Below are 24,047 nucleotides of genomic sequence, written 5' to 3'. Positions count from 1 at the left end.
GAATTAAAGTGAAATTTAATTACAAGATCAGGCTGTGTCTGGGATAACAGAATAAAAGCCACCTTTTCGGGTAGCTTTTATACAAAAATATTGGAAGAAAAGTAATAACTAGAAACAATATTTACGGATCGACTTACTCAGAACATCAATCGTTGGATCGATAAAATCGAAGCTTAGGAACTCATCTGGTTGGTGAGCTTGGTCGATTGAGCCCGGCCCCAGCACTAAGGTTGGGCAAAGTTCTTGAAGGAAAGGTGCCTCAGTGCAGTAGTTGACTGTTTGTGATTCAATCTCACAAACGGATTCCATGCCACCGATAAATGGATGGTCGTGTTGGCACTCGTAACCAGGGATAGGTTCATGCAGAGGTGTAATCTCAATTCTGCCCGGCCATTTTGCTTCTACTTCTTTGAGTGCGCTGCGCAGCATGTTATCCAAGCCATCTAGGCTGATACCTGGCAAAGGACGCACATCGTAGTGCAGCTCACAGCAACCACAGATACGGTTCGCGCTGTCGCCACCGTGAATATGACCAAGGTTTAGAGTGGGGCTTGGAATTGCAAAACCCGGGTGGTGATACTCTTTGACTAGCTTGTCACGCAGCTGCATTAAAGCGAACAAAACTTCATGCATGATCTCGATTGCGTTGACACCTAATGCAGGATCAGAAGAGTGACCTGATTTACCCGTTACTCGCACAGCATTAGCAACATGGCCTTTATGACCACGAATTGGCACTAGGCTGGTTGGCTCACCAATAATGCAGTAATCCGGTTTAAACGGTGCATTTTCAGTGAAATGACGCGCACCCAGCATGGTGGTCTCTTCGTCACAGGTTGCCAATACATATAGCGGCTTGGTCTGTTTGCTCCAATCCATCTTCTTTGCCGCTTCATAAACGAAAGCGAAAAAGCCTTTCATGTCGGCTGTGCCTAATCCATAGAAGCGATTATTGTGTTCTGTTAGTGCGTGAGGGTCGAAGTTCCAACGTCCTTCATCGAATGGCACTGTGTCGCTGTGTCCTGCGAGTAGCAAGCCACCTTCGCCCGATCCCATCTTAGCGACCATATTATGCTTGCCGGGCTCGACTTCCACGACTTCAACGTTAAAGCCTACGTCTTTAAACCATTGAGCCATTTTTTCGATCACTTTCTCGTTGCCATGATCCCAGCTTGGATCGGTCGAGCTAATAGAGTCTGTGGAAATTAGGCCTTTGTAGACCTCAAGAAAACTCGGTAATTGCATAATAACTTCACTTCTACTATTGACAGGAAAACCATAAGTCGGTAAAACACATATTAAATCATATTTAATGCATAAGAAATCAAATAAAGCTAAAAATTAAGTATGAATAGTCAAATTTGAAATGTAACTTACCTCAGAAATGGATGTGTTGAGATGTTGAAAACCACGATCATTGGCGCAAGCGGCTACACAGGAGCAGAACTGGCTCTAATGATAAACAGACACCCTGAGCTCACGCTATCAGGTTTATATGTCTCAGCCAATAGTGTAGACGCAGGTAAACCTATTGCAGCACTGCACGGTAAGTTAACTGGCTTGATTGATATGCCAGTACAACCTTTAACAAATCCGGAAGAAGTAGCTAAACAGTCTGATGTGATTTTTTTAGCAACGGCACACGAAGTCAGTCACGACCTAGCGCCAATCTTTCTAGAGAACGATTGCCAAGTTTTCGACCTATCGGGTGCATTCAGAGTTAAAGGCGAAAACTTCTATCAAGAGTTTTATGGTTTTGAACATCAACACGAACAATGGCTAGACAAAGCGGCTTACGGTTTAGCGGAATGGAACGAACAAGAAATTAAAGAAGCTCAGCTTGTTGCGGTAGCGGGTTGTTACCCAACCGCATCACAACTGGCGATTAAACCTTTGGTTGAGGCCAAGTTACTTGATGCAAACCAATGGCCAGTGATTAACGCGACTAGCGGTGTGACTGGTGCAGGCCGCAAGGCGACGATGGTTAACAGCTTCTGCGAAGTAAGCCTGCAAGCTTATGGCGTATTCAATCATCGTCATCAACCTGAAATGGCTGCACATTTAGGATGTGATGTGATTTTCACTCCGCACCTCGGCAACTTTAAGCGCGGTATTTTGGCGACCATCACCATGAAATTGGCTGAAGGCGTGACAGAACAACAGATACAAGATGCCTTTGAGCAAGCTTACCAAGGTAAACCTGCAGTGAGACTACTCGAAGAGACACTGCCAAGAATTCAAGATGTAGAACAGACACCTTTCTGCGACTTAGGTTGGAAGGTTCAAGGTCAACACATCATCGTTGTTTCAGCGATTGATAACTTATTAAAGGGTGCATCTAGCCAAGCGATGCAGTGTTTAAATTTACGTTATGGTTTTGCGCCATTAACTGCGTTAGTGTAAGGAAATCTAGATATGAGCCTTAATAATCAACCATTAATCATAAAGTTAGGTGGCGCAGCGCTATCTTGTGGTGAAACACTTAGCAAGTTATTTGGTGCTATCTCTGCTTACCAACAACAGGCACAACGACCAATCGTGATTGTTCACGGTGGCGGTTACCTTGTTGATGATTTGATGAATAAGTTGAACCTAGAAACCGTTAAGAAAGAAGGGCTACGTGTTACTCCTTATGATCAGATCCCTGTGATCGCTGGTGCACTAGCGGGCACGGCCAACAAACTACTTCAAGGTCAGGCAATTAAAGATGGTATCAATGCCGTTGGTTTAAGCCTAGCAGACGGTGGTTTATGCAAAGTGAGCGAACTAAACCCTGAACTGGGCGCGGTAGGAAAAGCGGAGCCGGGCGACTCAACCGTTCTGCAAGCGATTCTTAATGCGGGCGCACTGCCAATCATTAGCTCAATTGGTCTAACTGAACAAGGCCAACTGATGAACGTCAATGCCGACCAAGCTGCGGTTGCCGTTGCTGGCGCACTTGATGCTGAACTGGTTCTTCTTTCTGATGTAAGTGGTGTGTTGGATGGCAAAGGCCACCTGATTCCAAGCCTTAATCAACAGCAAGCTGATGACCTTATTACAGGTAAAGTGATTACCGACGGCATGATCGTGAAAGTACAAGCTGCACTAGAAGCGGCGAATGACCTAGGACGACCAATTGAAGTTGCAACCTGGCGATACCCAGACAAGCTGACACAACTTTTTGCAGGTAAGAGCATAGGAACACAGTTTTTACCTCAGTAGACCTCACTACGAGTTACTACTAAAGAATTTAGATAAATAAATTAAATATATAATTATTAAAGTGATTTCCAACGCTGACCGCCATGTGCAGTATGGAAACTAGGAGAAAGAAAATGAGCAAAGTTAACGTAAAGAAAGTTGTAGTAGCCTACTCTGGCGGTCTAGACACATCAGTAATCATCCCATGGTTGAAAGAGAACTATGACTGCGAAGTTATCGCATTTGTTGCGGATGTTGGTCAAGGCGATGAAGAGCTGATTGGAATCGAAGAGAAAGCAAAAGCTTCTGGTGCGTCTGAGTGTTACATCGCTGACCTTAAAGAAGAGATGGTGGCAGATTACATCTACCCAACGCTTAAAACAGGTGCTTACTACGAAGGTAAATACTTGTTAGGTACTTCAATGGCTCGTCCAATCATTGCGAAAGCTCAGGTTGAAGTTGCACGTAAAGTAGGTGCAGACGCTCTATGTCACGGCTGTACAGGTAAGGGTAATGACCAAGTTCGTTTTGAAGGTGCATTTGCTGCACTAGCACCAGACCTACACGTAATTGCACCTTGGCGTGAATGGGATCTAGTAAGTCGTGAAGAGTGTCTAGATTACCTAGCAGAGCGTAACATCCCTTGTACGGCTTCTCTTACCAAGATTTACTCGCGTGATGCAAACGCATGGCATATCTCTACAGAAGGTGGTGTTCTAGAAAACACATGGAATGCCCCTGATGAAGATTGCTGGGCTTGGACTGTAGACCCAGAGCAAGCGCCAAACGAATCTGAAACAGTGACGCTTAAAGTTGAAAAAGGTGAAGTGGTTGCGGTTGATGGCGAAACAATGACGCCATACAACGCGCTGGTTTACCTAAATGAGAAGGGTGCGAAGCACGGTGTTGGTCGTATCGATATCGTAGAAAACCGTCTTGTTGGTATGAAGTCTCGTGGTTGTTACGAAACTCCAGGTGGCACGATCATGATGGAAGCACTGCGTGCAGTAGAGCAACTGGTTCTGGATAAAGCGGCATTCGAATTCCGTGAAGAGCTGGGTGTTAAGGCTTCTCACCTTGTATATGACGGCCGTTGGTTCACTCCGCTATGTAAGTCAATTCTTGCAGCAACAGATGAGCTAGCACAAGACGTGAATGGTGAAGTGGTTATCAAACTTTACAAAGGCCATGCAACGGTGACTCAGAAGCGTTCTGACAACAGCCTGTACTCAGAAGAGTTTGCAACCTTTGGCGAAGATGAAGTTTACGACCAAAGCCACGCTGAAGGCTTCATCCGTCTTTACTCGCTATCAAGCCGTATCCGTGCTTTGAATAGCCAAAAGTAATCCTAACAATGAGTTAGCGAGCTAGCCTTTAGCGAAAGATTAAAGGCCAGTAAACCGACATTATTATGCAAAGCCCATTTACTACTAAACAGTGAATGGGCTTTTTGTTTTCTATTCGCTTAATAAATCAGCTTCAGCTTTTACCGTTGAATGGCATATAATTCGCGCTCCACGCTGAAAATAATCAATGGAATGAACTTCTGGTGAATAAATATGTGAAAATAATGAATTAATACTTTATTTTCATTTTGAATTGCCGTAAGTTTAAACCATCAGAAAAATACTGAATCTTAATCAGAATTATCATTTGCAAAAACAGTGAGCACTGTGCAATTAGGAGATACACAATGGCATTATGGGGCGGTAGATTTACCCAAGCAGCAGACACGCGGTTCAAAGATTTTAACGATTCTCTTCGTTTTGATTACCGATTGGCTGAGCAAGACATTGTGGGCTCTATTGCCTGGTCAAAAGCTCTACAGTCGGTCAATGTTCTAACAGAAGAAGAGCAGCAAAGACTAGAGCTTGCACTGAACGAGCTAAAACTCGAAGTGATGGAAGATCCTGAACAGATCTTACGTTCTGATGCAGAAGATATTCACAGCTGGGTTGAGCAACAACTTATTGGCAAAGTCGGTGATTTGGGCAAAAAACTTCACACTGGTCGTTCTCGTAACGACCAAGTAGCGACTGACCTTAAGCTTTGGTGTCGTCAACAAGGCAATCAACTGCTGTTAGCGCTTGATCGTCTGCAAAGCCAAATGGTGAATGTTGCTTCTCAGCATCAAGAAACCGTGCTTCCTGGCTACACTCACTTACAACGTGCTCAGCCGGTAACTTTTGCTCACTGGTGCTTGGCTTACGTTGAAATGCTTGAGCGTGATTATTCTCGTTTGAATGATGCGATTAAGCGTCTAGATACATGTCCGCTGGGTTCTGGTGCCCTTGCAGGAACAGCTTACCCGATGGACCGTGAAGAGTTAGCTCACAACTTAGGTTTCCGTCGTGCAACGCGCAACTCTCTAGATTCAGTCTCTGACCGTGACCATGTGATGGAGCTGATGTCGATCGCTTCTATTTCTATGCTTCACCTTTCGCGTCTTGCAGAAGATATGATTTTCTACAACTCAGGTGAATCAAACTTCATCGAGTTAGCAGATACCGTGACATCAGGTTCATCTCTGATGCCACAAAAGAAAAACCCTGATGCGCTAGAACTTATCCGTGGCAAAACGGGCCGTGTATACGGTTCATTAGCAGCAATGATGATGACAGTAAAAGCTCTGCCTTTGGCGTACAACAAAGACATGCAAGAAGATAAAGAAGGTCTATTCGACGCTTTAGATACTTGGAATGATTGTATGGAAATGGCAGCGCTCTGTTTTGACGGCATTAAAGTGAACGGCGAACGTACACTTGAAGCAGCGAAACAAGGCTACGCGAACTCAACAGAGCTGGCTGATTACTTAGTAGCGAAAGGTATTCCTTTCCGTGAAGCTCACCACATTGTTGGTGTGACGGTGGTGGCGGCGATTGCTAAAGGCTGTGCATTAGAAGAATTAACCATCGCAGAGATGAAAGAGTTCTCTGAGGTGATTGAAGAGGATGTGTATGACATCCTGACCATTGAATCGTGTCTTGAAAAACGTAGCGCGCTAGGCGGTGTATCTCCACAGCAAGTGGCTTACGCGGTTGACCAAGCTGAGAAGCGTTTATCACAGCGTGACACTTCCATCGTGAAGGTTCGTCCTGCTCGTCTGACGGATATTGAAGCGTTGGAAGGCATGGTGGCCTACTGGGCGAACATGGGTGAAAACCTACCTCGTTCTCGTAATGAACTGGTGCGTGATATTGGCTCGTTTGCTGTCGCAGAACATCATGGTGAGGTGACAGGTTGCGCCTCACTCTATGTGTATGATTCTGGTTTAGCGGAAATTCGCTCGCTCGGTGTTGAGGCTGGGTGGCAAGGTCAAGGGCAGGGTACAGCGATTGTGCAGCACTTGGTTGATAAAGCACGACAAATGGCCATTAAGAAGGTGTTTGTACTGACTCGTACTCCAGAGTTCTTTATGAAGCATGACTTCTTACCGACATCAAAATCTCTGCTGCCTGAGAAGGTGCTGAAAGATTGTGACCAGTGCCCTCGTCAACATGCATGTGATGAAGTGGCCTTGGAAGTAAACTTGGTAGAGCAGATTATCGCAAAGGTTAATGTGGCATAACACATTGATTTTGTAGCTCCCTAAAAAAAAGATCAAAAATCTGATCTTTTTTGGGAACAAACTAAGAAAAGTCCGGTCTATTAAAGTACCACTGCTTTTTCTTAGAATTTTCTAAGAAACCCCTAGAATCGATTGGTTCTGGGGCTTTTTTCTATCTGTTGTTTGGGAAATGATGATGGCTTGCTGAGTCGGGTCATTTTATTGGGTATCTAGCCTTTATCGCTTATCTAGTCTTTATCACTTATCTAGCAAAGTCTCTCTGTTAGCGCTTTTTGTTCCTTAAAGGCAGCACGACAAATTTCATTATCCCATGTAACGACAGCAACCCACTGAACGCGAAAGCGGCCATCATCAACGCGATGGCATTGATGGTTTTTGGGTCTTCTTTGAAAAACAACCACCATGCTCCCCAACTTAAAATTGACAACACCATCAGCTGATTCATGCAGCGCTGGCAGCGACCGAGTTTGTTACGGATTTTTTCACTTTTATTGCAATGAATGCATGTCATCTTGGGTTTGATTCGCGTTATGCTTGTTGCCTTGATAATAACACGTCACAAGATATTGGATCACGGTGACACAGAGAGAGAAAGTCGATGATTGAGCGCCAAGAAACCAAACAACGCATGAGCCGTATTGTTAAACACAACGGCACTATCTACCTATGTGGCCAAGTGTGTGCGGATGCAACCAAAGACATCACAGAACAAACACAGACAATGCTAGATAAAGTAGAAGCGCTACTTGAACAAGCAGGCAGCGACAAAGAGCACATGCTATCAGCAACGATTTACTTGAAAGACATGAAAGACTTCCAAGAAATGAACGCAGTATGGGATGCATGGGTACCTGAAGGCCACGCTCCAGCTCGCGCATGTGTGACGGGCGACATGGCTCGTGAAACGTTACTTGTTGAGATCTCTGTGATTGCTGCTGAGAAGTAATTCTCTGAGTTTTAGCTGCAAGTAACGGCTTCAAGAGATTCCAGATACCTCGTCCCTCGGTTCTGGAATGACGGTTAAGTTTTGGTTTAACTGATGCGTCACTTTGGTCTGCTTCAGCTTAGATGGTTTTTAAAACTACCATCACACTGATTGGCTTCGGCTCAGATGTGCGTTAAAAGTTACGTCATTCCCGAAAGCGACGAAGGAGCGTAATCGGGAATCTATAGTTTGCTCGTGGCCAAAAACAAAAAGGAAAGCCAATGGCTTTCCTTTTTAGTATCTAGTCTTTGTTGATAGACCAAACTGCTAGTTTTTCAACGACCTGAGATTAGCAACCAGGGCCACAATCTAGACAGTGTTTCACCATCTCTGGACCAAGGTGCAGTTTCGCATTGAGGTCACGTAGCGCTGTTCGTACACCTTCTTCAATTACTGGGTGGTAAAATGGCATATCCAACATTTCAGAAACCGTCATCTTTTTCTGGTGTGCCCATGCGAGTAAGTGAGCCAAATGTTCTGCGTTTGGTCCCATCATCTCAGCACCAAGGAAACGGCCTGTACCTTGCTCGCCGTAAACGTGCAGAATACCTTTGTTGCGTAGCATCACTCGTGAACGACCTTGGTTCTCGAAAGACACTTCACCCGTTGCGAAACAACCACAGGTGCCTAAGCGGGTTATGATCTCTTTGTATGTTTCACCCACCATCGCGATTTGTGGATCAGAGAATACCGCAGAGATTTTAGAGCGGCGTAAGCCTGCGCGAATCTCAGGGAAGCGACCTGCATTATCACCCGCAATACGCGCTTGGTCTGCTGCTTCATGTAGTAGAGGTAGTTGGTTGCTTGCATCTCCGGCAATAAATACCGATGGCAGTGATGTTTGCAGTGTGTAGTGGTCGGCGATTGGCACACCACGCTCATCAAGCTCAAGAGAGGTATTCTCTAGGCCAAGCTTGTCTGTATTAGGACGACGGCCTGTTGCTGCCAGCACATACTCAACGATGTTGGTTTCTAGTTCACCTTGCTTATTTATGAACTGGATTTCGACGCGAGCTTCACCTGATTCTGAGGTAATGCGCTTCATGCTTTCGATTTTTACGTCTGCATCTAGGTAGAACTCTTCATTGAACGCTTTATCTGCATACGCCATTATCTCTGGGTCGGTCACTGGGCCAACTTGACCACCCAAACCGAACAGTTTGGTCTTCACACCTAAGCGATGCAGTGACTGACCAAGTTCTAGGCCAATAACACCTGGGCCAAATACCGCAACCGACTCTGGTAAATCATCCCAGCTGAATACGTCATCGTTAATGATTAGACGGTCGCCAAGTTCATTCCAAACTGCAGGGTATGCAGGGCGAGAGCCAGTCGCGATAACAATACGCTTAGCGGTGACAACCGTGTGGTCATCGATTTGTAGCGTGTTGTCGTCTAAGAACTTTGCGTAGCCAGAGATCTTGTCTTGCTCTGGGATTTCATCAACACCTTCTAAAACAAAACCAACAAAACGGTCACGTTCAAATTTCACTCGGTCCATCACTTCACGGCCGTTAATCACGATATCACCTTGTGGGTGAACGCCAAAAGCAGGAGCTTTCTCGATTTGGTGTACGCTTTCAGCTGCTGCAATAAGCAGTTTAGATGGCATACAACCAACACGAGCACAGGTTGTACCGTAAGGGCCGCCTTCAATCATCACGACACTGTCAGTGTGTGCTTTTGCAGCGCGGTAAGAACCTAGACCTGCCGTACCGCCCCCGATAACTGCTACATCTACATTGACTTGTTTCATAATAATTTTCTCGCAATGGCTAAATTTAGTGTGAACGAACCCCTCCAACTCATGTGATGTTTTTAGTGAGTCAGGATAGCGGGTCAGTTTTGTGGTTCTGTTTTATTAGGTTTAGCTTGTGACTGTGGTTAATGCGAGCTACAAGCCTGATTCAACCCGATAGGGTTAGCTAACCCACAAGTGAGTGGGTTAGCCTTTTGGCAGTGATTAGCCTAGGAAAGCTTCTAGCTCTTCGCTACCACCGATGTGTTTGCCACCGATGAATACTTGAGGAACCGTTGTACGACCAGAGATTGCACGTAGGCTGACTGTTGTTGCATCTTTACCTAGAACCACTTCTTCGTAGTTTAGGCCTTTGTCTATTAGGTTCTGTTTTGCTTTCATACAGAAAGGACAGCCTGGCTTAGTGAATACTGTGATTGACTCTTGCTCTTTGTGCTCAGGAGCAAGGTAGTTAAGCATAGTATCAGCATCAGAAACCTTGAACGGGTCGCCTGGTACGTCTTCTTCGATGAACATTTTTTCTACCACGCCGTTTTTAACCAGCATGCTGTAGCGCCATGAACGTTTGCCGAAGCCGATGTCGTTTTTCTCAACTAGCATACCCATGCCGTCTGTGAAATCACCGTTACCATCTGGGATGAATGTGATGTTTTCCGCTTCTTGGTCTGCTTTCCAAGCGTTCATTACGAATGTGTCGTTTACTGAAACACACAGAATGTCATCAACACCATTCTCTTTGAATACTGAGTGTAGCTCGTTGTAACGAGGTAGGTGGCTTGAAGAACATGTTGGTGTAAACGCACCTGGTAGGCTGAATACGATAACTGTCTTGTCTTTGAATAGCTCTTCCGTCGTTACGTTAACCCATGCATCACCTTGGCGAGTTGGGAATGTTACTTGAGGGATTGATTGACCTTCTTTAGATGCAAACATATTGATTTCCTTAAATAGTATTTTTAATTTTGTTCTATCAGAGCTTAACGTTTTTCTTCGCTCTGTTTCGTTTCGTTGAGCCCATTATTAGATAAATCCTTTGATAGCTCTAATCGTTTGATGTTATGGTTTTGATAGGTAAATTCTATCAAGAGCATTTTTTCTTTTAAATGTTTCTATTAGAACCCTTGTTCTTATTAAAACCTGAGGTAAGAGACTGATCATGAACATTCGTGACTTTGAATACTTGGTGGCGCTCGCAGAGCATAAACACTTCCGAAAAGCGGCAGAAGCGTGCTTTGTCAGTCAGCCGACACTAAGCGGTCAAATACGCAAACTCGAAGATGAAATTGGACTTCAGTTAACCGAGCGTAGTCCAAGGAAGGTAATATTTACAGAATCAGGGTTACAACTTGTTGAACAAGCCAAGCGTATTCTCAATGAAGTGAAAACTTTTAAAGATATGGCGAGTGGACACGGTGAAGCGATGACAGGGCCGATGCACATTGGTTTTATTCCAACCGTGGGTCCTTACATCTTGCCTAAAATTGTTCCTCATCTTAAAGAGAGCTTCCCAGATCTTGAGCTTTACCTGCATGAAGCTCAGACCCACCAGTTAGTGAGCCAACTTGAAGATGGCAAGCTTGATTGCTTGGTACTGGCTGCGGTTGATGAAACGGCGGTGTTTAAAGAGATTGATGTGTATGATGAGCCGTTAAGTGTTGCCGTTCCATGTGACCACGAATGGGCTCAGCAAGACACTGTCGATATGCTGCAGTTAAATGGGCAAACAGTACTGGCGCTAGGTGACGGCCACTGTTTAAGAGACCAAGCCTTGGGTTTCTGTTTTGCTGCGGGCGCCAAAGATGATGAGCGCTTTAAGGCGACTAGCTTAGAAACGTTGCGTAACATGGTTGCGGCGGGGGCGGGTATTACCTTGCTTCCTCAGCTATCGGTGCCGAAAGAGAAGCAGAAAGATGGTGTGTGTTACGTACCTGCGGTGAATCCAACGCCTTCACGTAGAATTGTCGTGGCTTACCGTCCGGGTTCTCCATTGAAGGGACGTTTCGAGCAATTGGCTGAGACTATCCGAGCTCAACTGGAGAAAACAGCTTAACACTCGATCTCAGAGCCCAAGCTGGTAAGTTATAGATATAAAAAAAGGGTTGATATGAATTCATATCAACCCTTTTTGTTGGTTCAACTTACTAGGTTCAACAAACCCTAGCTAGAACAGTTCTTCTACTGCTTCACCTGATGAGGTTGAGTAGATGTCGTCATTGAAACGTTCTGTGATGTACTCGGTTGGCTCAGTGCCTTTCTCGAAGTACTCGAACATTGATGAGCTATCGAACTTATTAGTCAATAAGCCAGTTTCACGGTCGATACGAACACGAACGATGTTCTCCGGAATCTCTTTACGTTCAGCAGGAACACCCGCTAACGCAGTACCCATGAAATCAACCCATGCAGGTTCTGCTGTTTTCGCGCCAGCTTCTGCACCCGTAATTTGGTTCTTACCAAGGTTTGAGTTCGCTTTGGTTCTGCCTAGGTTGCGGTTGTGGTTATCAAAACCAACCCATACCGTTGCAACCATGCCAGGGCCGTAGCCGCTGTACCAAGTATCTTTCGAGTCATTGGTGGTACCCGTTTTGCCGCCAATGTCACGACGTTTCAGTGGTTGTGCACGCCAACCTGTACCGTTCCAACCTGTACCTGCACTCCAATCACCGCCGCCCCAGATGTTGCTGTACATCATTTCACGAACTAGGAATGCGTTCTGCTCAGAGATAACTTGAGGTGCGTATTGAACTTTCGCATCCACGTCTTGCTCTGCAAACTCACCCGCCATAGGATCGGCTGTGATGGTCTGTTTGCAATCTTCTCTACAGACGACTTTTGGTGTCGCTTCAAACTCAGTCTCGCCAAATGGAGTCTCAACGCGGCTGATGTAGAAAGGTTCAACGTAATAACCACCGTTAGCGAATACCGAGTAACCTTGCGCTACTTTCATTGGCGTTAAGCTACCAGCACCTAGCGCAATAGTTTCAGAGCGCGGTACTTCGTCAATATCAAAACCAAATCGAGTAAGGTAGTTACGAGTATCATCCAGGCCTACTTCGCGTAGTACACGTACCGCCATTACGTTTTTAGACTGAGCTAAGCCAATACGTAGACGAGTTGGACCCACATAAGTCGGTGGCGAGTTCTTTGGTCGCCATGCTGTGCCTTGGCTCTTATCCCATTGGTTAATCGGGGCATCATTGATCAGTGAGGCTAGCGTTAAGCCTTTCTCAATCGCTGCTGAGTAGATAAATGGTTTGATACCAGAACCCACCTGACGAATAGATTGCGTTGCACGGTTGAACTTGTTGTGTACGAAGTTAAAGCCACCCACCATCGACAATACCGCGCCGTTGTTCGGATTCATTGCAACAAATGCGGTGTTCGCATTAGGTACTTGGCTAAGTCGCCATACAACTGGTGTTTCCGATTCTGCAGTCGCTGACTCTTCTGTCGGCTCTTCAGAGACTTCATCGCCTGTAACGGCTTCATGGCGAACCCAGATTTGTTCACCAACAGCTAGAATCTCTTTTGCTTGAGAAGGCGCTGGTCCTTGGCGGTTATCCGTTAGGAATTTGCGTGCCCAGTTCATACCTTGCCATTCGATAGTGCCTTCACCTTGGTTCTTAACCCAAATTTGCGCACTTTTCGAATCAACTGCGGTAACAACAGCAGGGACTAGGTCACCATAGGTTGGTTGAGACTTAAGGTGTTTAACGATTTGTTCTTGATCCCACGCTGATTGCGCAGTCTGCCACAATACTTTTTCAGCACCACGGTAGCCATGACGTTCATCGTAGCCAAGTAGATTCTTAATTGCGGCTTGGTTCGCTGCTTTTTGCAGTTTCGAATCAACAGTCGTGTAGACCTTCATGCCTGATGTATAAGCTTCTTCACCGTAGCGTTCCACCATCCAAGCACGTGCAACTTCTGCAACATACGGCGCGCTCAGCTCGATCTCTGCACCGTGGTATTTCGAGATAAGTTCTTCGCTACGAGCATCATCGAACTCTGCTTGAGTGATGTATTGCTCGTCTAACATACGACGTAATACAACGTTACGACGGTTAGTCGCGCGCTCAACAGAGTAAATAGGATTCATTGTCGAAGGTGCTTTTGGCATACCAGCAAGTGTCGCAATTTCACTTAGCGTTAGATCAGGAAGATCCTTACCGAAGTAAACACGTGCTGCAGCGCCAAAACCGTACGAACGGTGACCAAGGAAGATCTTGTTTACGTAAAGCTCCATGATCTCTTCTTTACTAAGAAGCTGCTCGATGTGGATCGCAATGAAGATCTCTTTGATCTTACGCATAATCTTTTTCTCATTAGATAAGAAGAAGTTACGCGCAAGCTGCTGAGTAATGGTACTCGCACCTTGTTTAGCAGAACCCGACATAGCAACCACGAGTGCTGCACGTGTGATACCGATTGGGTCAATACCAGGGTGCTCATAGAAACGGCTATCTTCGGTGGCAATCAGAGCCTCAACTAAGTGGCGAGGAATCTCGTCATAAGTCACCGGATTACGACGCTTTTCGCCAAATTGAGAGATCAACTTACCGTCTTGACTGAAGACCTGCATCGGCGTTTGGAGTTCTACGTCGCGCAAAGTGGCAACATCAGGCAACTCTGGTTTTACGTAATAATAAAACCCGAAAATTGTACTGACTCCAAGAATCATGCAAATCAATGTAAATATGAATAATCGCTTTATGAACTTCACCGGATAATCCCTGATTAGTTAAGGCTGATAAGCAGCAAACCCTTGTACTCTAGGCTAAAAACTTAGCTTTCGTTTATTAACGCTTATTTAACTAATAATCACAACCCCTAGATAATCAACGAAATGCTTGGCACTTCAGGAGCTAGGTCACATGGGTTCATCATTAATTACAGGTATAGATATAAATCATCACAGCATCAAAGCCGTGGTACTAAAACCCGTGGGGGAGTTGTATGCCCTAGTGGGATACAAAGAGCTGCCGATTTCGGACGACATTTTTACAGCTAACCATACTTTGGAGTATCAGAAAACTGTTAAGAAACTTAAAGAACTTAGGAAAGGACTGCCTTTTGGTTGTCGCAACGTCGCCATTTCGGTACCTGATAACACGGTGATCAGCAAAGTACTACAAATAGAGAGTGAGTTAGAAGACAGAGAAAAAGAGTTTTCTATCTATCAAACCTTCGCACATCAATCTCCCTTTCCTATCGAGGAGCTGAGTTTAGATTTTGTAAAGCTGGAAGACAAACGATTTGGTAAAGGTTCGACAAGCAGTTATCAGGTATACGCCACTCGTAAGGAAGTCGTCGATAGCCGAGCGGATGCATTAACTAAGGCTGGTTTTAAACCTGTAGTGGTAGATACACAGGCACATGGGCTGCTAAACATCTGGCAATTGGCTTCTCGCTTGTATCCCGATAAGAATAACTGGTTGCTGGTGGATGTTGGAATCGACCAAACGTCGTTAGGAGTTATCCCGCAGAATTCAGCGCCTTTCTATAAAGACATCGCTTTTGGTACTCAAGATCTTCGCAGCTCGGATAACCCAAGTGATAAAGAAGGTGTGTTCGGCACGGCTGAAGATACCCATCAATTCATTGTTCATTTGATTGAGAAGCTCAAGCGCCAATTACAGCTCTATTCATCGGGAAATGCGCAGCAACCTATCTCTGGGATCTGGCTGATGGGTGAGGGTGCGAGCATCCCAATGGTAACCGAAGAGTTAGAGCGCCATTTTCAGCTGAGCTGTGAGTCATTGAATCCTTTGTCTCTGTTTGATAACAAGGTCGCCAAGAGACGTCGACTGCCAATGGACTGGCAACACTTTGGTATTGCCGCGGGTATGGCGGTGAGTGGACTCAAGTGGCAGGGAGAAAAGCATGTTGCATCAAATTAACCTGCTGCCGTGGCGTGATGAGATTCGTGCTAAGCATAAAAAGCGTTTTGTTCATTTAGTTATTCTTGGCGTCATGTTTGCGCTTGGTGGGCAATGGGCGGTCGGTAACTACTTTTATGACCAACAAGCCATGCAGCAAGCGCGCCTCAATTATCTTAATCAATACATCGCTGAGCTCGACCGACAAATTCAGTCATTAAAAGTCGCCGAACAAGAGCACAAAGCCATTCTCACTCGACTTGATGTGGTGGAGTCTTTGCAGCTTGGCCGCAACAAAACCACCGACTTCATGAACCTGATGCCAGAGCTGATTCCTGAGGGCGTGTATGTCGACAAGATAAAGATGAATGGTCAGGAGATTGAGATGTCGGGCATCAGTGACAGTACCGCTCGTCTTGCGACTATGTTGGACAACTTAGAGCGCTCAGATTCCCTGGAAGGGGTCGAGATGCACTCTATCGTTCATAACCGCAAGCGCTTCAATAAAGAATTTCAGACCTTCAAGGTCTCTTTTGTGTTTAGCCCTGTCTCTTTAGAAAACACAACCGCGAGCAGAAAAGAGAAGGAGACGCACCATGGCTAACCTTCAAAATAGAATGAGCTTGCAAGATCTCGATGTTGATGAGATCACCGAGTGGCCATTGCTGCCTCAGCTTCTCGTGATTCTGGTGTTGATAGTGTTGATCCAAGGTGTAGGCACTTGGCTTTATGTGTTGCCACTCGACGATGAACTGCAACAGATGAAGCAACAAGAACAAACCTTAAAGACGACCTTGCGAATTAAGGCCAATAAGGTTGCAGCATTACCTAAATTGCAGAGTCAGCTGGATGAACTAACCAGTCGCTACGATTACCTGTTAGAGCAGCTGCCCGTGCAAAAAGAACTGGCCAGTATGTTGGCGTCTGTGAATGAACTCGGCTTGGATAATTCGCTGACCTTTACTCGAATCGATTGGGGGCAAAAGCAGAATAAGGAGTTCCTCTATCGATTGCCTCTCAATATTGAGCTGACAGGTGATTATCACGAGATAGGTGATTTTTCTGCTGCCATCGCCAAGCTGCCGCGCATTATCAGCTTTGATGATGTGAATTGGCAGCGAGTCAGCCAAGAAAGCAGCACGCTGCACTTTAGGGTTCGAGCTTATACCTACCAGTTTAAATCGGAGGTCAATGATGAAACCCAATAGCGCGTTTTTCTCAATCGTATTGATGCTTGCGTTGTCAGGCTGCAAAGCTAATCAAGACTCACTGCAAGACTTTGTCGCACAGGTTGAAGCCAAGGCGAGAAAAGACGTCGAGCAACTTGTCCCAGCAACTGAATTCACGGCGGCGACTTATCAACGCCGTGCTTTTCGTCCTCCCTTTGAACTGCCTAAAGAAGCCATTGTGCAAAACCAACCCTTGGTCAAGAAAGACTGTTGGCAACCCAGCGCCCGTTCTCGTAATGGCAAGTTAGAGAAGTACCCGCTGAGTAAGCTTCGTTTAAGAGGCGTGATGGGCAGTGGATCAAGCGTGTTCGGCTTAGTGCAAACACCCAAAGGCAACGTGGTAAACGTCAAGAAAGGCCAGTTTATCGGCTTAAACAATGGCCGAGTTACTAAGGTGACGAGCCAGTATGTTCAGATTAATGAAACTCTTCCAGATGGCTTAGGTTGTTGGCATAAGCGCAACGTTAGGCTGGCTCTGAAGTAAACCAATGTCACATGATGTGGATATGAGATGTAAATATGATTAAAGGAATAAGTGGATTAGTGAGCAAGGCTCTACAAGGTTTTGCTGTGTCTGTGATGTTGGTTGTTAGCGTGCTCAGCCATGCCGAGAGCTTACCGAACAAATTAGAGAATATTGATTTTAGGGTGAACAAGGATAAAGACGCGGTCATCATCATTGAACTGGCGACCAGCACCGCTGTGGTGGATGTTCAACGTGCTCAGGAAGGGTTAAGTATCGAGTTAATCAATACTCAAGTTGATGATGACAAGCTTTACCTGCTGGATGTGAAGGATTTCGCTACCTTGGTTGAAGGCATTGAAGTCTACAAAGAGACACCAAGCACTCGGCTTCTAGCGACGATTAGCAATGACTATCAGTATGAATACAACCTAAAGGGGCGCTTTATTGAGGTGGTGATCAGCAAGCCGGTTATCGATGACGCGACCAAAGAAAAAAGCGTTCTAGAGAAAGAGGGCAAGCTGATATCGATTAACTTCCAGGATATCCCAGTACGAAATGTCCTGCAGCTGATTGCCGACTACAACGACTTCAATCTCGTGGTGTCTGATTCGGTAGCCGGAAACCTGACGTTACGATTAGATGGCGTACCTTGGCAGCAAGTTCTCGACATTATCTTGCAAGTTAAAGGCTTGGATAAGCGTGTTGATGGCAATGTTATCTTGGTCGCGCCGAAAGCGGAGCTCGACCTTCGAGAGCAACAAGCGTTAGAAAAATCTCGCTTAGAAGAGGAGTTAGGGGAGCTTAAATCGGAAATCATCAAGATTAATTTTGCAAAAGCCACCGACATTGCTGACATGATTGGCGGTGAAGGTGCGGTGAGCATGTTGTCCGATCGCGGCTCAATTACCATTGATGAGAGAACCAACTCACTGCTGATTCGTGAATTGGAAGAGAATATAGCGGTGATCAGAGGCATCATTGAGTCGTTAGACATCCCCGTAAAACAAGTACAGATAGAGGCGCGTATTGTTACTGTTACCGAGGGTAACCTAGATGAGCTTGGCGTGCGCTGGGGCGTTTCTTCAACCAACGGGAGCTTCACCGTTGGCGGTTCAATCGAAGGTAACCACCCATCAGCGATTACGCCGTATGACGACGATAGCGGCAGCAGCGTGATTGATGACTATCTCAACGTCAATTTAGGGGCAACATCGCCGAACGCCTCGAGTATTGCGTTTCAGGTGGCCAAGCTGGGTTCAGATACCTTACTCGATCTGGAACTGTCGGCACTGCAACAAGAGTCGAAAGCTGAAATCATTTCCAGCCCACGCTTAATCACCACCAATAAAAAGCCGGCTTATATTGAGCAAGGTACTGAAATTCCTTACTTAGAGTCATCTTCAAGTGGCGCTACGTCGGTTGCGTTTAAGAAAGCCGTGTTGAGTCTTAAGGTGACACCGCAGATCACACCCGACAATCGTTTGGTATTGGATTTGAGCGTGACTCAAGATAGGCCAGGGCAAGTGGTAAAAACCGGAACCGGTGAAGCAGTCGCAATTGACACGCAAAGGATAGGGACGCAAGTGCTTGTTAATAATGGTGAAACGGTCGTGCTTGGTGGGATATTTCAGCACAGCGTGAGCAGTACAGTGGATAAAGTTCCTCTGTTGGGAGACCTGCCAGTTTTGGGTGCATTGTTCCGTCGGAGCTATGAAAATGTGGGTAAAAGTGAACTACTTATTTTTGTCACACCTAAAGTTGTGATTCAGTAATGAACAATTAGATTAAAAATAAAGTTGCATTAGTGGCACCTAACCTTGATAATTTCGGGTCTTATCACGAATTATCTGTGAGGAATCGGTGCCACGGGCCTTTTAATTTCAGTACTTGTACTGACCTACCTTGTGGCGATGTCATTGAATTAACGTTGTAAATTACTGCTAAAAACATGGCTGAGAAACGCAATATTTTTCTTGTTGGCCCAATGGGCGCCGGCAAAAGTACAATTGGTAGACACCTAGCTTCCCAACTTCATATGGAGTTTCTAGACTCTGACACTGTGATCGAAGAGCGCACTGGCGCAGACATCGCATGGGTTTTTGATGTTGAGGGCGAAGAAGGTTTCCGTAAGCGCGAAGAATCTGTAATCAATGATCTGACAGAAGAACAAGGTATTGTTCTTGCGACAGGTGGTGGTTCAGTGTTGAGCAAAGAAAACCGTAACCGTCTATCTGCACGAGGCATTGTTGTATACCTAGAGACAACAATTGAAAAGCAACTTGCTCGCACTAACCGCGACAAGAAACGCCCTCTACTTCAAACAGACAACCCGCGTGATGTGCTAGAAGATCTAGCTGTATCTCGCAACGCACTATACGAAGAAGTGGCGGACTACACAGTTCGTACTGACGACCAAAGTGCAAAAGTGGTAGCCAACCAGATCGTAAAAATGCTAGAAGAACGTTAAGTTCATTTTTTCGGAGAGCAAACCCATGGAACGGATTACGGTCAATCTAGCTGAGCGTAGCTACCCTATCTCTATTGGCGCCGGGTTATTTGAAGACCCGGCGTACCTTTCTTTTTTATCAGGTAAGCAGAAAGTTGTTGTTATCAGTAATGTGACAGTAGCGCCTCTTTATGCTGATAAAATTTTATCGCTATTGGATCAAGTCGGCTGTCAGACATCTCTTCTCGAGCTGCCAGACGGTGAACAGTACAAAACCCTTGAAACGTTCAATTCAGTGATGAGCTACATGCTTGAAGGAAATTACAGCCGCGATGTGGTGGTGATTGCTTTAGGTGGTGGTGTAATCGGTGACTTGGTCGGTTTTGCTGCCTCTTGTTACCAGCGCGGTATTGATTTCATTCAAATCCCGACGACCCTTCTTTCTCAAGTGGACTCTTCTGTTGGTGGTAAAACCGCAGTAAACCATCCTCTTGGTAAGAATATGATCGGCGCTTTTTACCAACCGAAATCTGTGATCATCGATACCAACTGTTTATCAACGCTTCCAGAGCGTGAGTTTGCAGCGGGCATTGCTGAGGTGATCAAATACGGCATCATTTACGATGAAGCCTTCTTTGATTGGTTGGAGCAGAATCTAGAGAAACTTTATCAACTTGATGAAGAAGCACTGATTACCGCGATTGCTCGTTGTTGTGCAATTAAGGCTGAAGTGGTGGCTCTAGATGAAAAAGAGTCAGGAATCAGAGCGTTATTGAACCTAGGTCATACATTTGGTCATGCGATTGAAGCAGAACTAGGCTATGGTAATTGGCTACATGGTGAAGCTGTGTCGTCAGGCACTGTAATGGCAGCTAAAACAGCTCAATTACAGGGACTGATCTCTCAGCAGCAACTTGAGCGAATTATTTCTATACTCAAGAATGCGAAACTACCAATCCATACGCCAGAAAGCATGTCTTTTGAAGACTTTATGAAGCACATGATGCGCGATAAAAAAGTGCTGTCTGGTCAGTTGCGTTTGGTATTACCAACAAGTATTGGTACTGCAGAAGTGGTTGCTGATGTGCCTCAAGACATCATTAAACAAGCGATCGATTTCTGCCGTACTCTTTAAATTTGGTTGTGAGGTTGCCTAGCTAAACTCTAGGCAACTGAAGCGTTTTACTGATCGATCTTATCAGTAGGGATCCCCAATGAGTTTGGCTCATGAATTAAGAGTATTAGAGTTAGAATCTCAAGTTGAGTTGCTAGAGCGCTTACAGCTTTTGACTAACTTTGGTTCAAACCTTGTGACGGTGGCTGGCAAAGCTGGCTCTGGCCGATCTTGGTTAGCTCAGCGTTATCTTGAAGCATGGTCGACAGAAAAAAATCAGTGTTTACTGCTTTGTCATCCAAGCCAAGACGATCAACAACGCCGTGCGCTTATTCTTAGCCAAATTGTTTTTGATCCCCTGTTTAATCAACATGATTCTTTATCTGATAGCCTGACAAGGTTACTGGATGGAGAGCCGTGTAATGTGGTTATCGTCGTTGATGATGCCCAACGACTTTCTGAGCTATTGGTATCCGAATTATGGATGTTGGTACTGGAAGCTCAATCAAACCCTCAATGGACGATCAATATCGTTCTCTTCTCGGAACCTGGCCACTTAGATACGTTATTAACGCGTTTGAGTTACGGTCAACAACACAAGCCTATCGATCTTGAGATCGATGACCTTTCGCAACCAGAAGCTGAACATTTCTTTGAATCACTGGTGATTCGATATGTTGATGATGAGTCTGAAACTCGCGTGCGACGTGCGTTTAATAAAGCGCAACCTCTGCCCGGTGAGTTAATGGCTTTAGGAGAATTGAAAGTGGAAAAAAGGATTATTATTCGCTCAATTATTGGCTCACCCATCAATATCGCGATTGTGGTGGCCTTGTTGTTGATTTTAATTGGTGGTGGTTATTGGTGGATGTTCAGTCAACCAACACCAGACGATAAAGCGCAGTCGCTTATCGCACCGATTGAACAGACCGCTATTCCAACCTTTGAGGTGGAAAGCGGCACTGAACAAACTGGTGTCGATGGAGCTGTGGGTTCTGAAGCTGAAACCGACATGAGTTACCAAGGTGCCGATGATGATAGTTCCTCTCTGCCGCCGACTGTCGTTGAAGATACCGCGAGTGTTGGAGAAGTCGAGCAAGATCAGCAACGCGTTGTGATCACCTCTGACGTGGTTGATGCTCTGCTTGATGATAAACCGGAAAGTGCCGATACCAGCGCGATTGACGCGGCTGTTGAGGAAAACACAGGGGCAGCGGTTAGCGCGCAACCTGATTCTGCACAAGCCGAACCACAACCAACAGTCGATGAAGAATCAGATCTAATTGATTCAACGCCACCGACGAAAAAGATCACCTTCTCATTTGCTCGTGAAGAGTTACAAGCTATCTCGCCGCGCGCGTATACCTTGCAGTTGAGTGCGATGACTTCATTGGAAGATGTGCAATCCTTCATTGAAGAGTATGACCTTGAGAACAAGGTTCGTATCTACCCAACACTTCGTAACGACACCAAGTGGTTTATCATCACTTATCAAGATTACCCAACGATTCAAGTGGCGAGAGACGCGGTAAGTGCGTTATCAAAACCCCTTCAACAGTTGGAACCTTGGGCAAAATCGATGAATCAAGTGCATCGAGAGATAGAACGTGCGAAATAACCCTGAGCTTAGCCTCAAAATATGTTACATTCCGCAGCCTTATTTTTGAGTTGATAGATAGAGCAGTAAATGAAAAAGCAGCGTGCCTTTCTAAAATGGGCTGGTGGTAAATATGGCCTAGTTGAAGACATCCAACGTCACCTGCCACCTGCTCGTAAATTGGTAGAACCGTTTGTCGGTGCCGGCTCAGTATTTCTGAATACTGACTTTGAACAGTACCTGCTTGCAGATATCAACCCCGATCTTATCAACCTGTACAACCTACTTAAAACCGATCCTGAAACTTATATCACGGAAGCGAAGCGCTGGTTCTGTCCTGAGAACAACCGCAAAGAAGCCTTTCTAGATATTCGCGCTGAGTTCAATGGTACAGATAACGTCATGTATCGTTCGTTGGCTTTCTTGTATATGAATCGATTTGGCTTTAATGGCCTATGTCGTTACAACAAGAAGGGCGGTTTTAACGTCCCATTTGGTTCTTACAAAAAACCTTACTTCCCAGAAGCCGAGCTGGAGTTTTTTGCCGAGAAAGCGAAAAAGGCCACCTTCGTCTGTGAGGGATACCATGAAACCTTTAGCCGCGCGCGCAAAGGCTGTGTGGTTTACTGCGATCCTCCATACGCACCGTTGTCGAACACGGCTAACTTTACCTCATACGCAGGTAATGGCTTTAGCTTAGATGACCAAGCTGCATTGGCGGATGTTGCTGAAAAAGCAGCAATGGAGCGTGGTATTCCTGTTTTGATTTCAAATCACGATACGACACTAACGCGTCGCTTATATCATGGTGCGGAGTTGAACGTGGTTAAGGTGAAACGCACCATCAGCCGTAATGGCGCTGGGCGTAATAAAGTTGATGAGCTGCTGGCGCTTTTCCATAAAGAGAAAAACCAGCAACACACATCAGCGGAATAGTTCTGGTCAGAACAGCCGCCAAACTCATTAAATTGAGTGACCAACGGATACTTTCTTAAACTAATCTTTCGAACTGCTAGGATCTGCTTAGGTGCTTAGGTAGAATTGCACACCAAATAGTCTTGGACTTGAGTCTTGTATTTGTGTATGAGATATCACTAAGACGGTGACATTCGCAATTTACTCACTCTTAAGAGGTTTGGTATGAAAGATTTTCTAATCGCTCCATCGATTTTGTCTGCAGATTTTGCTCGTCTTGGTGAAGACGTAGAAAAAGTACTCGCAGCTGGTGCTGATGTTGTGCACTTCGATGTGATGGACAACCACTACGTACCTAACCTGACTTTTGGCGCGCCTATCTGTAAAGCGCTGCGTGACTACGGCATTACTGCTCCTATCGACGTTCACCTAATGGTTAAGCCAGTAGACAGCATCGTGCCTGAGTTTGCAAAGGCCGGCGCATCAATGATTACCTTCCACGTTGAAGCATCAGAGCACATCGATCGCACTCTACAGCTAATCAAAGAGCACGGTTGTAAAGCGGGTGTGGTTCTTAACCCTGCAACACCGCTTTCTTGCCTAGATTACATCCTAGACAAAGTAGACATGATTCTACTGATGTCTGTGAACCCAGGCTTCGGTGGTCAATCTTTCATTCCTCACACGCTAGATAAACTACGTGCTGTTCGTAAGCTAATTGACGAATCAGGCCGTGACATTCGCCTTGAGATTGATGGCGGCGTGAAGGTGGATAACATCCGTGAAATCGCAGAAGCGGGCGCAGATATGTTCGTTGCGGGTTCAGCTATCTTCAATCAACCAGATTACAAAGAAGTGATTGATGAGATGCGTGCAGAGCTTGCAAAAGTAAACGCATAATCGTAA

The 24,047-nt window shown here is 45.5% G+C and carries 21 protein-coding genes and 1 pseudogene; 16 read left to right on the top strand and 6 right to left on the bottom strand.

The genetic code is table 11. The features are described from left to right. Positions 1-108 precede the first annotated feature (108 nt). Positions 109-1,245 carry an acetylornithine deacetylase gene (gene argE / locus AC3CH3_RS14170; RefSeq protein WP_019821402.1) on the bottom strand — a complete coding sequence of 379 codons (1,137 nt, stop codon included), beginning with the start codon at positions 1,243-1,245 and terminating at the stop codon, positions 109-111. A gap of 153 nt (positions 1,246-1,398) precedes the next feature. On the opposite strand from argE, the gene argC reads away from it, so the two are divergent. From argC to argH, 4 genes are all read left to right on the top strand, one after another. After that, on the top strand, positions 1,399-2,403 hold the full coding sequence (gene argC, locus AC3CH3_RS14165) for an N-acetyl-gamma-glutamyl-phosphate reductase (protein ID WP_488537363.1): 1,005 nt from the start codon (positions 1,399-1,401) through the stop codon (positions 2,401-2,403). A 12-nt stretch (positions 2,404-2,415) separates the two neighbouring features. Next, positions 2,416-3,204 carry an acetylglutamate kinase gene (argB, locus tag AC3CH3_RS14160; RefSeq protein ID WP_488537362.1) on the top strand — a complete coding sequence of 263 codons (789 nt, stop codon included), beginning with the start codon at positions 2,416-2,418 and terminating at the stop codon, positions 3,202-3,204. A 113-nt stretch (positions 3,205-3,317) separates the two neighbouring features. Then, positions 3,318-4,529, top strand: coding sequence for an argininosuccinate synthase (locus AC3CH3_RS14155; RefSeq protein WP_009848894.1), 1,212 nt, complete (start codon positions 3,318-3,320; stop codon positions 4,527-4,529). Positions 4,530-4,876: 347 nt separating this feature from the next. Beyond that, positions 4,877-6,751 (top strand): argininosuccinate lyase, encoded by a 1,875-nt coding sequence (gene argH / locus AC3CH3_RS14150; protein ID WP_004729676.1) that lies wholly within the window; start codon positions 4,877-4,879, stop codon positions 6,749-6,751. Positions 6,752-7,013: 262 nt separating this feature from the next. On the opposite strand, the gene AC3CH3_RS14145 is transcribed toward argH, so the two are convergent. After that, positions 7,014-7,262 (bottom strand): DUF3624 domain-containing protein, encoded by a 249-nt coding sequence (locus AC3CH3_RS14145; protein ID WP_026012359.1) that lies wholly within the window; start codon positions 7,260-7,262, stop codon positions 7,014-7,016. 87 nt (positions 7,263-7,349) lie between these two features. Here AC3CH3_RS14145 and AC3CH3_RS14140 point away from each other — a divergent pair, with 87 nt between their 5' ends. Continuing rightward, a complete protein-coding gene (locus AC3CH3_RS14140; protein ID WP_428786486.1) occupies positions 7,350-7,697 on the top strand; it encodes a RidA family protein in 348 nt (115 codons plus the stop codon). 328 nt (positions 7,698-8,025) lie between these two features. Here the strand turns inward: AC3CH3_RS14140 and AC3CH3_RS14135 are convergent, their stop codons facing one another. The 3 genes and pseudogenes from AC3CH3_RS14135 to AC3CH3_RS14125 form a co-directional block, all read right to left on the bottom strand. After that, on the bottom strand, positions 8,026-9,492 hold the full coding sequence (locus AC3CH3_RS14135) for a dihydrolipoyl dehydrogenase (RefSeq protein WP_488537361.1): 1,467 nt from the start codon (positions 9,490-9,492) through the stop codon (positions 8,026-8,028). 207 nt (positions 9,493-9,699) lie between these two features. After that, positions 9,700-10,428, bottom strand: coding sequence for a glutathione peroxidase (locus AC3CH3_RS14130; protein WP_048659171.1), 729 nt, complete (start codon positions 10,426-10,428; stop codon positions 9,700-9,702). 44 nt (positions 10,429-10,472) lie between these two features. Then, a pseudogene (locus AC3CH3_RS14125) lies at positions 10,473-10,653 on the bottom strand (hypothetical protein). Between AC3CH3_RS14125 and oxyR the strand changes: the two are divergent. Further along, a complete protein-coding gene (gene oxyR, locus AC3CH3_RS14120) occupies positions 10,652-11,545 on the top strand; it encodes a DNA-binding transcriptional regulator OxyR (RefSeq protein WP_122082749.1) in 894 nt (297 codons plus the stop codon). The pseudogene AC3CH3_RS14125 and the gene oxyR overlap by 2 nt on opposite strands. Positions 11,546-11,656: 111 nt before the next feature. Here the strand turns inward: oxyR and AC3CH3_RS14115 are convergent, their stop codons facing one another. Further along, positions 11,657-14,218: a penicillin-binding protein 1A gene (locus AC3CH3_RS14115; RefSeq protein ID WP_165903503.1), complete on the bottom strand. Its 2,562-nt coding sequence runs from the start codon at positions 14,216-14,218 to the stop codon at positions 11,657-11,659. A gap of 151 nt (positions 14,219-14,369) precedes the next feature. Here AC3CH3_RS14115 and pilM point away from each other — a divergent pair, with 151 nt between their 5' ends. The 10 genes from pilM to rpe all read left to right on the top strand — a co-directional run bounded on the left by pilM (position 14,370) and on the right by rpe (position 24,041). Beyond that, a complete protein-coding gene (pilM, locus tag AC3CH3_RS14110; RefSeq protein WP_488537360.1) occupies positions 14,370-15,395 on the top strand; it encodes a type IV pilus assembly protein PilM in 1,026 nt (341 codons plus the stop codon). Further along, positions 15,379-15,978 (top strand): PilN domain-containing protein, encoded by a 600-nt coding sequence (locus tag AC3CH3_RS14105; protein ID WP_488537359.1) that lies wholly within the window; start codon positions 15,379-15,381, stop codon positions 15,976-15,978. Before pilM ends, AC3CH3_RS14105 begins: the two co-directional genes overlap by 17 nt. After that, entirely contained in the window at positions 15,971-16,582 is a 612-nt protein-coding gene (locus AC3CH3_RS14100; protein WP_048659164.1) for a type IV pilus inner membrane component PilO, read from the top strand. Before AC3CH3_RS14105 ends, AC3CH3_RS14100 begins: the two co-directional genes overlap by 8 nt. Next, positions 16,569-17,087, top strand: a complete 519-nt coding sequence (locus tag AC3CH3_RS14095; RefSeq protein WP_029405374.1) for a pilus assembly protein PilP — start codon at positions 16,569-16,571, stop codon at positions 17,085-17,087. The genes AC3CH3_RS14100 and AC3CH3_RS14095 overlap by 14 nt, the downstream gene beginning before the upstream one ends. A 35-nt stretch (positions 17,088-17,122) precedes the next feature. After that, on the top strand, positions 17,123-18,841 hold the full coding sequence (locus AC3CH3_RS14090) for a type IV pilus secretin PilQ (RefSeq protein WP_048614943.1): 1,719 nt from the start codon (positions 17,123-17,125) through the stop codon (positions 18,839-18,841). 176 nt (positions 18,842-19,017) lie between these two features. Beyond that, the gene (gene aroK, locus AC3CH3_RS14085; protein ID WP_017061125.1) at positions 19,018-19,536 is read left to right on the top strand and encodes a shikimate kinase AroK; all 519 of its coding nucleotides are present in this window, start codon (positions 19,018-19,020) and stop codon (positions 19,534-19,536) included. Positions 19,537-19,561: 25 nt separating this feature from the next. Beyond that, a complete protein-coding gene (gene aroB, locus AC3CH3_RS14080) occupies positions 19,562-20,650 on the top strand; it encodes a 3-dehydroquinate synthase (protein ID WP_017061124.1) in 1,089 nt (362 codons plus the stop codon). Positions 20,651-20,729: 79 nt separating this feature from the next. Then, positions 20,730-22,247: an AAA family ATPase gene (locus tag AC3CH3_RS14075; protein ID WP_488537358.1), complete on the top strand. Its 1,518-nt coding sequence runs from the start codon at positions 20,730-20,732 to the stop codon at positions 22,245-22,247. 69 nt (positions 22,248-22,316) lie between these two features. Then, positions 22,317-23,162 (top strand): Dam family site-specific DNA-(adenine-N6)-methyltransferase, encoded by an 846-nt coding sequence (locus tag AC3CH3_RS14070; protein ID WP_048659159.1) that lies wholly within the window; start codon positions 22,317-22,319, stop codon positions 23,160-23,162. 204 nt (positions 23,163-23,366) lie between these two features. Beyond that, positions 23,367-24,041, top strand: a complete 675-nt coding sequence (gene rpe / locus AC3CH3_RS14065) for a ribulose-phosphate 3-epimerase (protein ID WP_010435263.1) — start codon at positions 23,367-23,369, stop codon at positions 24,039-24,041. The last annotated feature ends 6 nt before the right edge of the window (positions 24,042-24,047 follow it).

The organism is Vibrio sp. QJM3NY_35, assembly GCF_057785915.1.
Note: the sequence above shows the minus strand (reverse complement) of the source record. Positions and strands in the feature narration are given on the sequence as shown.